Raw genomic sequence first — 12,719 nt, 5'->3', positions numbered from 1 at the left:
AATGGATAACTTTATTAGTTAATTTATTGTAAAGGTTGGATCTTTCAAGCTCTGTACACTGGCATTGATAACTGCTCCGATAATCAAAATCTTTGCAATAAGAATAAACCAGAACATCATGACTACAACGATGATGGAACTGAAAAATCGGACATCCACTAGGTGATTGACATAGTTATTAAAATAAACAGAAAAGATATTCAATAAACCTATAAGAGTTAGCAAGACAAAGATACTTCCTGGTAAAACATAGCGGATTCGTGGTGTTTTTACTTTTGGAAGGAAGTAGTAAATCATGACTAGAATGGCAAAGATCATGGCATAGACCAGAGGACCTGTAAAATCTTGCAGGTAAGAGAATAGCGGACTGTCTGATTGCCAGTAAGTTTTGAGGAGGTTGAGCAACATACGACCAAACATACTCAAAAACAAGGCTAGAGCAAAAAGGATCTGCAAGCCGAGGCTAACAAGCAAACTCATCAACTGATGGGAGATAATTCCTCGACTTTTGGTCACTCCATAGGCTTTGTTAAAAGCTTTTTGGAGGAAATCCATTGATTTTGAAAAGGTCCATAGGGCTGACAAAACAGCAAAACTCAGCAAGCCAGTTGATGGTTGAGTCAGAACTTCTCGGACAATCTTGGCAACCACATCATACACTGTATCAGGCAAAAATTCCTTGATTGTCAGTAAGAAATTTGAGATCGGAATCTGAAAATAAGGCAAAATATTGACCATTATCATTATCAAAGGAAAGATTGAAATCAACCAATAATAAGCAACTGCGACACTGGTCAACTCGCTATCAGATGCTTGATAATAATGCAAAAAAGCTTTCAATAAGGGCCTGTCCATCAACTCTTTCCACCACTTTTTCATATCGCATCCTCCGTCATTTTCTTCATCATCTAAGTTCTTCTGATTAAATCTACCATATCATAAGGCAAGGTATTTGCAGCCTCTTTCAGAGAATAATTCTCTAAATTATTCACATTCTGGCGTAGTTTTTTGGCATACTTGGCTGTTATCAGTTTAGCTTCTTCGTATTCAAAGATTGCCTTACGTTCGAGATAGTAGCCTCGTAGCATTTCATCGATATTGTTTGGCTTGATGCGATTGATAACCCGCTCAACAAAGGCACCACTTCCGATAATGGCCGTCTCGCGTAGACGAGACTCTTGCATAAAACTAATCAGAGAACTCTTGTAAACCCCTTTTAGGTTTTCCAAACTCTCGATAATCAGCTCTGTATTTTCCAGATACAACTCTGAAATCTGATCATAGTCAACTGCTAGTAGTTTACGAGATTCTTCATTCATCCAACTACGGAAAGTTTTGCCAAAGGTAAACATTTCATGGAGTAGAAAGCGCAGTATCCGTAAAGAAACTAGGAAGTAATAAGTCACTCTAGAAGCGAAATTCCGATTGATACTCTGCTCCATGTTTTTTAGGTAACGTTGGTAAACTCGATAGCCACGCTCGCTGATTCTATTTTCTTCGTAGGCTTGCTCCAAACCATCACTCTCAATACTCAAGATAAGGAGTTTGAGAGACTCCCAGTCCTCTTGGACTCTTTTATTTTCCTGACTAAGGATGAGGTTTTCAATCCGACCATGGTAATTATCAATAGCTGCATAAAGAGGAAGTTTGTTCTTGTGATGGTCCAGCTCTTTTTCTAATTCTGCAGCTACATCATTCAGAATCGCTATATGCATCAAATGATCCTTGCTTTCCTCTTGTTCTTCAGATAAGTGAGGGAGGACTAGTAAACCCGTTAAAAAGCTCAGCAGTGTAACGCCTGCTACAAGGAAGAGCAATAAAGGATATTCCTGCTCCAAATGACTTGGTATGAGGAGAATGGTCGCGATAGATACTGTCCCTTTGACACCAGAGAAGGTCAAAAGAAGCATATCTTTCATGTACTTATGAATTTTTTTCTTAAGTCGACGCGTCCTCACAAAGTAAAAACCAGCAATCATGACAAAGCGGATCGCAAAAAGCAAGAAGGTCAGAACGACAACTGAAATCAGTAAAAGAAGGGGATTGTAGAGAGAATTAGACAAAATTGGCTCTGCTATCAACTCTAATTCCATTCCCAAGAGAACAAAGACTGAGCCATTTAGCATAAAGGTCACGGTGTGCCAAACGGTCTCCGTCACGGTGTCTACCTGAGCCTCAAGGAGCGTAATTTTCTTAAAGCGACTGGCCTTCAAAATACCTGCAACCACTACTGCGATAATCCCTGAAACATGAAACTCTTCTGCAATAAAAAAAGTCATGAGTGGCAAACTTAGCTCTAGCAATAGTTCACTGGCTATATCTATCGCTCGTACACTCAGCAAAAAGCTATGCAAGAAACGATTGACCATAGCCGTCACAAAACCGACTACAAAACCACCAAGGATAGAAAGTGCTAGGGAAGTTCCAGCTTGGCTGAGAGAAAAAGTTCCTGTTATCCAAGCAGCCAGAGCCATCTGAAAGGCAACCAAACCAGAAGCATCATTTAAGAGTCCTTCCCCTTTTAGGATATTGGAAACCCGTTTTGGAAAACGAAAACGTTCAGAAAGAGATGCGAAGGCAACCAAATCTGTTGGACCAAGTGCCGCTCCAACTGCTAAACAGGCAGCCAAAGGAAGAGTAATCCAAAGGAAGTGAGCCATGCCCCCCAAGCTTAAGGTCGAGATAAAAATCACAGGAAAGATTAGAAAGACAACAATACGCCAGTGCTTCAAAATGGACGTTATATCTGCTTCTTCTGCCTCCCGGAAAAGTAAGGGGCCAATAACCATGGCCAGAAACAGCTCTGTATTGAGATGAAAGTCTGCATCGGGAACGAATAAACCAATCCCAATCCCCAAAAGGATTTGCACAAGAGGAAGGGGTAAAAATGGGAGAAGTTTATTGGTCGTAGTTGAAATGATTAAGACAAATAAAAATAAAATCAAGTAAATGAGTAATTCCACACAATTCCTCCTTAATCTTTTTTACAACAAGATTCAAAAATCTCCTTTTGCTCTTGGATTTTCTGATCAATCTTAGAACAGTCTTTGTGCTCAATTTTTTTCTGGCATCGTTCCATTTCAAGAGCAACTAATTTTTTCTTGATTTTAAGCATTTTCTTGCTCATATGTGCTTCGTCGAGCACTCCGACTGCTCGCTCGTGATGCGTTGACTCGACAAAATTTTGGCGCATGACCTCTAATTTCTCACGAAGGTATTGTTTATCCATGTCTATACCCTTCTAATTTTTCAATCATAACTAAAAACGGTGGATTGTTAACTTGGTTGAGAGTCCGATAAATGGCAGCTGTATACTCTTGTTGGTTCAACTGGCTAACAAAATCCAACACAGCATCCCTCTCGCTGTCTCCTCCCTCATGACCATAGTAGATCATAATGGCAATCCGTCCCCCTTTAACAAGCAAATGGCACAGCTTTTCTAAGGCTTCGATAGTAGTCTGAGGTTGAGTGATGACGGATTTGTCAGCAGAAGGCAGATAACCCAGATTAAAAATCCCTGCCTTAGCTTCTGTCACAAACTGGTCTAGTGTCTCATGACCTTGCAAGATTAACTGGGCATTTGTCATTCCAGCCTGATCCAAACGCTCTTGCGTCTTCTCCAAAGCCTGCTCCTGGATATCAAAGGCATAGACTCGCTTGGCTAACTTGGCTAGAAAAAAGGTATCATGGCCATTGCCCATGGTCGCATCCACTACAATATCCTCTTTTGTCACAACTTCCGCCAAAAAATCATGCGCCATCTCAAGTGGTCTTTTCATTTTCAAACTCCTGTTTTACAGCCTTGCATCCTTGCACACTTCCACGACGTCTCATCTCAGTTTCAATAGCATTTAGCACTTCCCATTTTTTGAGGCTCCACATGGGACCAATCAGCATATCTCTAGGCGCATCTCCCGTGATTCGATGAATGACGATATGTTTGGGAATGATTTCCAGTTGGTCACAAATGACCTTAACATACTCATCCTGACTCATCAGTTGCAAGCGTCCTTCGTGGTAATCTCGCTGCATCCGTGTATTGGTCATGAGGTGAAGCAAGTGCAGTTTAATTCCTTGTATATCATTATCCGTTACGCAGCGGCGGACATTTTCGACCATCATCTCATGAGTCTCACCGGGCAAACCATTGATCAAATGGGAAACAATCTCAATCTTAGGATATTTCCTCAAGCGTTTTACTGTTTCAACATACAATTCATAAGAATGAGCACGGTTAATCAGGTCAGAGGTTGCTTCAAAGGTGGTCTGCAAGCCCAATTCTACCGTCACATGCATGCGTTCCGATAACTCAGCCAAATATTCAATGGTTTCATCGGGTAAACAGTCTGGCCGCGTTCCGATATTTATTCCTACTACACCTGGCTCGTTGATAGCCTGCTCATAGCGTTCCCGAATCACTTCCACCTTTTCATGAGTGTTGGTAAAGTTTTGAAAATAAACCAGATACTTTTTAACATCTGGCCACTTGCGGTGCATAAAGTCAATTTCCTTATAAAATTGCTCACGGATAGGGGCATCTGGTGCTACGATGGCATCTCCAGAACCCGAAACCGTACAAAAGGTACAGCCTCCATGCGCCACAGTTCCATCCCGATTAGGACAGTCAAACCCCGCATCAATAGGAACTTTAAAAGTCTTTTCTCCAAAAAGTTTTCGATAATAATCATTCAAGGTATTATAAGATTTCATAACTTTCATTATAACAAAAAACACCTACAATCTCAAAAGCCTGACTTTCCAACAAATTCCCTTGTTTCTCATTTCCTTTAGCGTTTTTTTATGATACAATATGGGTATGATTTTAATGAAAATAGCATCTATTTTATTATTGATATTAACCTTGGTGGTTTGCTTTATTGTCACCAAACTGTTCGGACTTAAAAAAATCGGGTTTAATTTTGCTGATTTGGCTTTTCCACTTTTGGTATTTGAGTATTATCTTATCACTACTAAAGCCTTTCCCCACAACTTTCTACCGCGACTTGGTGTTGCTCTTTCACTCCTAGCAATCCTCCTTGTAGTCTTTTTCCTTGTCAAAAAACGAAGTTTTTATTACCCTAAATTTATCAAATTCTTCTGGAGAGCCGGTTTTCTCCTTACCTTAATCATCTATATAGCAATGATTGTTGAATTGTTCTTACTGAAACAATAATGGAATCTCTAGAAAATGCCTTCTAGGGATTCTTGCTTTCTCTCCAAAATTACACAGACAGTAAAATTATACGATTTTACACAAAGAAAAGTCCTTAGAAACTTGTATTCTAAGGACTTTTTATCTGAGACGAGAGTTTCTCTCAGGTCTTAAATGGCAAATAAGGTATCAAAAATATCTAATCCTCTTTTTTGCCTTTAGTGGCTACTAGTCCTGCACTCAAACCAAGAAGAGCTAAGCCTGCTGCTGCCACTGCTGCTTGACCTTCTGCACTTCCTGTATTTGGTAACTGCTCTTTTTGAACCTGACCAGCTGCACGTGAAGCGATTTCTTTTGTATCTGCTTTTTCTGATACTTGTGGTTTTGTAGACTCTTGCGGTACTGGTTTAGTCGTTTCACCAGCCGTACCTACTTCTACGATGCGATCCTGAGCCACGACTTTATCATAGCTTTCTTTTTCAGTTCGCTTGCCATTTTCAACTTCAATCAAGTGAATACGGATACCTTTTTGTCCTTCTTGGAGAACACGGGTTTGACCTGCTGGAAGCTTATCGTTCTTTTGTTCCTGAACCTTGAAATCAATTGTTTCTTCTTCGATTACAAGTTCTGGTCTGTTAAGGACAAGGTTCTTCACTTCATCCTCTGGAAGGGAGGTTCCTTGCTTCGTTCCTACTTCTACGATGCGATCCTGAGCTATAACTTTATCATAGCTTTCTTTTTCAGTCCGCTTACCATTTTCAACCTCGATCAAGTGAATGCGAATACCCTTTTGACCTTCTTGGAGGATACGAGTTTCACCTAGATACAACTTATCAGACTTACGTTCCTGAACCTTGAAGTCAATTGTTTCTTCTTCGATTACAAGTTCTGGTCTGTTAAGGACAAGGTTCTTCACTTCATCTTCTGGAAGGGAGGTTCCTTGCTTCGTTCCAACCAAGACGATGCGGTCTGTCGGAGCCTCTACCACTTCACGGAGTTTTTCTTCTTTACTTCCACTAGGATTAATCGCTGTAAAGATCCGTTCCTTACCAACTTTTCCTTCTTGTTCTACACGAGTTTCACCTAGATACAGTGTTGAATCTTTTTTCTCAACCGTCTTGTAGGCCAAATCTTTTTCAACAAATTCAAGTTTTGGAAGATCTTCTTGTACAGCAGCAACAGTCTTCTCAGAAACTGGTTTTTCCTTGACTAGTTGGATACGGTATTCCTTGACTTGTTTTCCACTTTCTGAAACAAGGCGAACAAGTACTGGAAGGCTATCATCGCCACTATCTACCACAGTTGAAGCCACTTGATTGCTTTCTTGAACTGTCACTTTTGGACGTTGACCTTTATAAGTGATTTGATAATCTTGACGATTTTCAGCGAAATCAGGAAGTTCTTTTCCATCTACAAGAATCTTCGATTGAGTGCTTTCTTGAGGCAATTCGCTTGGCGCAAGGAAGGTCATCTCAATCATCGCAACACCACTCTTATCAGCCTTGCGCTCCATACGCCATCTCATGGCTTTGGCTTTGACAGCTTTAAAGGTAACGTTAATTTCATCACCGGCTTCAATGTCTTTATCCGCACGATAAGGAACAGCTTCCCAATTTTCTGGATTGTTGAATGGATGGGCTGCATCATAGGCTTGGTAGTTAGAATAGTAGGTAGGAACTTCAAATTCTGGGCCAATATAGCGTTCTAAAACGAGTTTAGATGGGGCATCCGTACCACTATCTGCAAAGAAATGAAGTTTGGCTTGCGCAACAGTCCGTTCGACAATCTTACCATTTTCACGGAAGATCACACCCGCTGATACTTCTGGGTTAGAAGATGGTGTTGGAGACCAGTTTGTCCAACGACGATTTTCATTGTGGTCTCCATCATTGATATAGTCTACACGGTCATGTGAACTTGGATCAATATCATTAGTTGCGGAAGCAAAGGCCTGGTTACTGTTTTCATCATAGTCAGGGTTGTCTGAAAGAGCCTCACCTAGTTTGTCTGTCACTCGTACAGTGAACTCCGCAACGAGGTCACTACCAAGAACACGGCCTCTTACAGTAAATTGACCTGCTTTTGTCAGATTTTCTGCTGGAACTTCTTCCCATTCAACTGCCAAGTCTTTTGTTTCGTAGCCGTCTTTGCCTGTGAAGTAAACCGGAACCTTCGTTGGCAATTCAAGTGGTTGACCTACTTGTAGCAAGCGAGCTTGTTTAACCGCAGCAACTGGTTTACGAGAGAGTAAATCTTTATCCTTAGTGAAGTGTAGACGGTATTCTCCTAGGATGTCCCCATTTTCAGCTTTCGCGATAACACGAACTGGCTCACCTTCACGAACACTTGGAACGACGGTAGCGAGACCATTGTTGCTAACACTTGCTGTTACTGCAGGAACTTTTCCATCTACAGACTCAAGGTAGTAGTCTGTCAAATCTGGGTTAAAGTTAGCTAAATCTTTACCGTCAACTTGGATTCTCGTTTGTCCTTGTTTGGCTGCCGCAACTTGTTTCGCAAAGATTTGCACTTCTGTGATAGAAGTTCCCCGCTTATTATCTGCTTTAACCATGCGAATGCGAACAGCATAGGTTTCAACCTTATCAAAGCTAAAGTGATTCATTTCTCCAGCCTTGAGTTGTGCTGGGGCTTTTAGATTTGTAACAGGTTTCCAGTTAGATGGATCATTAAAGACATGGTTTTCCTCACCTACAAAGCTAGGATTTTTAGGAGCTGTTGGAACAGTCTTACCAACATAATACTCAATCACATAAGACTTAGGTACACCAACTCCGTGGTCTTCGTGGAATCCGACACTTAGATTATCAACAGAACGTTTGCTCAAGATACCTGAATCTCCGAATAGGACACCGACTGAAGCTTCTGGATTAGTACGATTCCAGTTTGTCCAACGGTTGGCTGGTCGGTCATTAAAGGAAATCAATTTATCGTTGACATTTGAAACAGGGTCGCTTGGATTTGAGTCTGAAGCAAAGGCAAGTGGCAATTCTGAACCGGTCCATTGGTCAGAAATATTTGCTCCTTGCTCAGTTTGAGCAGACACACGAACATGAAGTTTGGTAGTTAATTGCGTACCTTCTAGGCGACCATTAACTGTAAATACACCTTCCTTGGCGTATTGCTCTGAACGAATCGTATCCCAAGTAACCTTAGCTGATGAAACGTGCCCATTTGAATCGTAGGTACGAACACTTTCTGGTAATTGTGGCGCTTCTGCGATTGGTGTTGTCACGCTGACTTCTTCAACTGAAACGATACCTTCTACAGAGACTTTAGCACGCGCTTCAAGGTCAATCCCTTCAACTTTACCTAGAACTTCGAAGGTTTGATAGTGGTCTAGTTTTTCTTTTGGAATAGCTTGCCAAATGACATTATGAGTTTTAGGGAAACCTTTGTCATACTCAACAGTTACTGTTGTTGGAAGAGTAGGTTCTTGATGCAAGTCTGTCACTACATTTACTGGACGGATAGATTGCGCAACCTTCGTCTCAGTATTGGCTTGGATAGTGAGTTCAACTTGGCCTTTAGCTCCCTCATATTCCGCTTTCAGAGTGACTGCTCCTGGCTTATGTAACTCAAGCATTCCTTTACGAACTGCGACTTCCCCTTCACCACTTGTAGAGAAGTTCACCTTATCTGCTGGTAGAACTGCTTGTGTTCCGTCTTGATAGTGTGCAAGGACAGACAATTTCACTGTTTGGTCTTCTTTGAGAGCATCAGCTTTCTCCACTTGTAGGCTCAAATGGTCAATTTTTGGTGCTTCTTCGAGGAACTGAATTGCATACATTTGAAGAGGGCCACCATCATTTGGTTGAACAAAGATGCTTGCACGCATACCGTTTGCTGCGCTTGCTTGCACCACTGTAACAGCTGCATTTTCTGCACTTGCTATGACTTTTGGCAACTCAGCTCCATAAGCAAGTGTGCGGTATTGCATTGTTTTTTGAGTAGTAAGACCTGTGACAGCTTCTCCACCAACCGTTACAGTTGGTACTACAGGAGCCGCAGGATTACCTTCTTCTACCACAAGGGTAGCGTGAATAGTCTCACCACCCAGTTGACCAGTCATTTGAATACGTGATCCTGCAACTGACAGTTTAGCTTTATCTGCTTCCGCAATCTCCCACTTATCAACTTCGTATTCTTGTACGCTTCCATCCGTAACAGCAATAGAAACGTATTTGTCAACAGCGCTCAAGTCTGTTCCTGGAGCAACACGCTTAACAGTTGGAAGCTCATTTGCGATTGCTAGAATTTCGACACGGGCCTCAACTTCGCGTCCGTCTGCCATACCTTTAACAGTCACAACTCCTGCTTGGCTCACATCAACAGATGACCATGTTACTGGACGTTTTTCACGACTGCCATCACTGTAGATAAAACCGACGGTCTTCGGCATTTTCGGTTCTTTCTCAATAACAGTACGTACTTTTGGTACCTCTGTTCCTAGAACGGTCTTTTCTTGGTCTTCTTTTTTACCTGTAAAGACCGTTACTTGACCAGATTTCAAGAGATCTGAATGAGCTGTTAGTGTGAATTTACCTGCTTGTTCAGTTGATTTAACAATGGCAACCCCTTTACCGTTAAAGGCTCTACGGATCCAAGAACCATCTGGTTGCGCCTTGTAGCGTTCACGGCTGGCTTGTTCCCCATTGTCGACACCGACCAGTTGACCCTGTCCATGCAATTGGAAACGAACCAAATTATTGGCAGTTGGTACCACATTTCCTTCACTATCTACGATTTCGTAGTAGATGTAGGTCAAGTCTTTTCCATCTGCTGCGATTGCATGTTCTTCCTTGACGAGGCGAACACCTGCTGGTTGGCCTGCAGTAGTGATCTTATCACGTGCAATTTCTTTTCCAGCTTCATCGCGAGCTACAGCTTCCAAGGTACCTGGTTGGTACGCAACCTTCCACTCAAGATAGAGTTCCTTAGCATTGGCACCTTCTTGGTAGGTACGGCCATCACTGGTTTGTTTTTTGTTGAACTTTTTAACACCGAGAGATTGACCGTTCAAGAACAATTCTACGCTTGCAGCGTTTGAGTACGCACGAACTGGAATCTTTCCTTGTGCATCTTCTACTTTAGATGCCAATTCTCTATTTTCCCAGTTCCAGTGAGGAAGGAGGTGCACCATCGGTTTCTTCTTGGCAGAAACCCATTGGCTTTGGTAGAGATAAAAGTCATTTTTTGGAATACCAGCTGTATCTACGATACCAAAGTAAGAGCTCTTAACGGGAGTTTGGTTTTGGTTGTGCCATGGTGTAGGCTCACCGATATAGTCCGTACCTGTCCAGATAAACTGTCCAGCATAGCCAGCGTTGTCGCGGTCAAACGTCCATGAATCTGTTGCCGTTTTACCCCAGTTAACCCGATCATTACCATAGTCAGACTGTTCGTAATGACGTTCAGGTCCGTTACTATGTTTCAATTCACTTTCAGGACGATAATAGCTACCGCGTGTACGGGTTGCTGAAGATGTTTCCGAACCATAAATCAACCAGTTTGGATGTTTCGCACGAAGTTTCTTGTAGTTGTCTTCTGAATAGTTGAAACCAACTGCATCCAGTTCATTAGCAATTTTCTCATGATCACCGCTACCATCACCAAAGCGGAACTTATCTGCTCCCATAGTAACATAACGTGTAGTATCAACATCTTTAATCACTTTTACTAAGCGTTTAACCGTTGCAAGAGAGTGAGCCTTTCCATCTGCTTCACCAATTTCATTCCCGATAGACCACATGAAGACAGCTGGGTTATTTTTATCTCTTTCGACCATGGTACGAAGATCATAGTCAGACCACTTTTCACCTTTTCTGGCTTCTGGGTGAGTAGCATCTTTTTCAAAGAAACGCCCGTAGTCATAAGGTTTCTTGCCGCCATACCACGTATCAAAGGCCTCTTCCTGAACCAGCAAACCAAGTTCTGCTGCGATTTGTAAGGTCTGTGGACTTGCAGGGTTATGAGTTGTACGGATGGCGTTAACACCCATCTCCTTCATTTGTTTGAGACGACGGTATTCTGCCTTATAGTTTTCTTCTGCTCCAAGCGCTCCGTGGTCATGGTGCAAGGAGACACCATGGAATTTAATGCGTTCACCATTCAAAGAGAAACCTTCATTTGGAGTCCAGTGATAGTAACGGTAACCAAACAAATCTTTCTTAGCATCAACCAATTGACCGTCACGGTAAACACGCGTAATCAATTCATACAAGGCAGGTTTGTCATTTAAAACGGTCCAGAGTTTTGGTTGTTCAACTTCTAAAATCGCATCAAGACTTGTTAACTCATGTGCTTTCAAGGTACGGCTCGCTGTACGAACCAAGCCTGTTACAGCCTGACCACCACGTTCAACGATTTGATACTCTGCAACCAATTCATGGTCTTTATCATCTGTATTGACGATTTTGCTGGCTACATGAGTTTCAACCTTGCCATGTTGCTGTTGTTCAAGTTTTGGTGTTAAGATAGTTGTCCCATTTTTCTCAACATGAACCTTATCTGTCACTTGCAAGGTCACATCACGGTAAATACCGCTACCAGAGTACCAACGGCTACTTGGTTGTTTGTTAACCGCATGGACAGCAATCACATTCTCACGACCATCTTTGTGAAGGTATTTGGTGATATCGTATGAGAACTGGTTATAACCATTTGGATAATGCCCCACTAACTGGCCATTGACATAGACTTGAGAGTCCATATAGACACCATCAAAGGTCACACGAACATTTTTCTTGAGATCTTTTTCATCAAGTTTAAAGGTCTTGCGATACCAAGCTTCACCACCATTGAGCTGTCCACCCTCATTTTGGGCAGGTGACTGATGGTCAAAATCGTTAAAGATACTCCAGTCGTGTGGGAGATCCAATTTTTGCCATGTTGATACGTCTGCATCTGATTTCACAGCTTCTTTAGGATTCGCATTGAGTTTAAAGTGCCAATTTTGATTAAAATTCACTTTTCTATCTTCAATCATTTGATTCACTTCTTCATTTGTCGCAGCTTTCAAATCTTCCTTAACAGGTTTTTCTTGACTTGAAGCTTGAGATTCTACCTTTGGAGCTGTTTCTTCAGGTTTTAGTGACGCTTTCTCCTCTTTTGGAGCTACAGGTTCATCTTCTTTCTTCTCGGGTTTGCTTGCTTCAATTTGAGTAGCTTGACTTTGGTCGACACTTGCAGCATCCTTGTGCTCTGCTACAGCTTGATTTTCTTTTTCCTCCACTGCCGGACTTTCCTCTTTTGCTTGTTCCACAGTGTGGGCGATAGGAGTTTCATCCGCGAAAACTGGTGACTCTCCAATGACACTTCCTCCAAATAGAACCGCACAGGTTCCAATCATGACAGAGCAAGCGCCTACGGCAAACTTACGAATGCTGTAGACTCTTTTACGATTCCAATGGCCTTTTTCCATAAAATCCTCCTTTAGTAACCGCTTCCATTTTCTTATAAGCGTATTACTTTTTCATAGCCTTTTACCCTTATTTTATAAAATAATATAGGAAATTTCAATACCCTAAACACAAAAAATCATATTTTT

7 protein-coding genes are annotated in these 12,719 nt (G+C 41.8%); 1 reads left to right on the top strand and 6 read right to left on the bottom strand.

All coding sequences use genetic code 11. From position 1 onward, the window contains the following. Nucleotides 1–18: 18 nt before the first annotated feature. The 5 genes from M1F56_RS06265 to M1F56_RS06245 are packed head-to-tail and all read right to left on the bottom strand — an operon-like array spanning nucleotide 19 to nucleotide 4,719. A complete protein-coding gene (locus tag M1F56_RS06265) occupies nucleotides 19–879 on the bottom strand; it encodes a YihY/virulence factor BrkB family protein (protein ID WP_247917200.1) in 861 nt (286 codons plus the stop codon). Nucleotides 880–908: 29 nt separating this feature from the next. Further along, complete coding sequence (locus M1F56_RS06260; protein WP_247917198.1) at nucleotides 909–2,963, bottom strand: cation:proton antiporter; 2,055 nt, start codon at nucleotides 2,961–2,963, stop codon at nucleotides 909–911. 11 nt (nucleotides 2,964–2,974) lie between these two features. After that, entirely contained in the window at nucleotides 2,975–3,229 is a 255-nt protein-coding gene (locus M1F56_RS06255) for a hypothetical protein (protein ID WP_247917197.1), read from the bottom strand. Next, entirely contained in the window at nucleotides 3,222–3,779 is a 558-nt protein-coding gene (locus tag M1F56_RS06250; protein ID WP_247917196.1) for a tRNA (mnm(5)s(2)U34)-methyltransferase, read from the bottom strand. The genes M1F56_RS06255 and M1F56_RS06250 overlap by 8 nt, the downstream gene beginning before the upstream one ends. Continuing rightward, a complete protein-coding gene (locus M1F56_RS06245) occupies nucleotides 3,763–4,719 on the bottom strand; it encodes a TIGR01212 family radical SAM protein (protein WP_235081063.1) in 957 nt (318 codons plus the stop codon). Before M1F56_RS06245 ends, M1F56_RS06250 begins: the two co-directional genes overlap by 17 nt. A gap of 91 nt (nucleotides 4,720–4,810) precedes the next feature. Between M1F56_RS06245 and M1F56_RS06240 the strand changes: the two genes are divergently transcribed. Further along, nucleotides 4,811–5,173 carry a DUF3397 domain-containing protein gene (locus tag M1F56_RS06240; protein ID WP_247917194.1) on the top strand — a complete coding sequence of 121 codons (363 nt, stop codon included), beginning with the start codon at nucleotides 4,811–4,813 and terminating at the stop codon, nucleotides 5,171–5,173. A gap of 178 nt (nucleotides 5,174–5,351) precedes the next feature. Here M1F56_RS06240 and bgaA read toward each other — a convergent pair whose 3' ends face one another. Continuing rightward, nucleotides 5,352–12,593 (bottom strand): Ig-like domain-containing protein, encoded by a 7,242-nt coding sequence (bgaA, locus tag M1F56_RS06235; RefSeq protein ID WP_247917192.1) that lies wholly within the window; start codon nucleotides 12,591–12,593, stop codon nucleotides 5,352–5,354. Between the last annotated feature and the right edge of the window lie 126 nt (nucleotides 12,594–12,719).

It is taken from the genome of Streptococcus oralis (assembly GCF_023109005.1).
Classification (GTDB): Bacteria; Bacillota; Bacilli; order Lactobacillales; family Streptococcaceae; genus Streptococcus; species Streptococcus oralis_BU.
The sequence above is the reverse complement of the archived record's forward strand: the minus strand, read 5'-3'. Positions and strand labels throughout refer to the sequence as shown.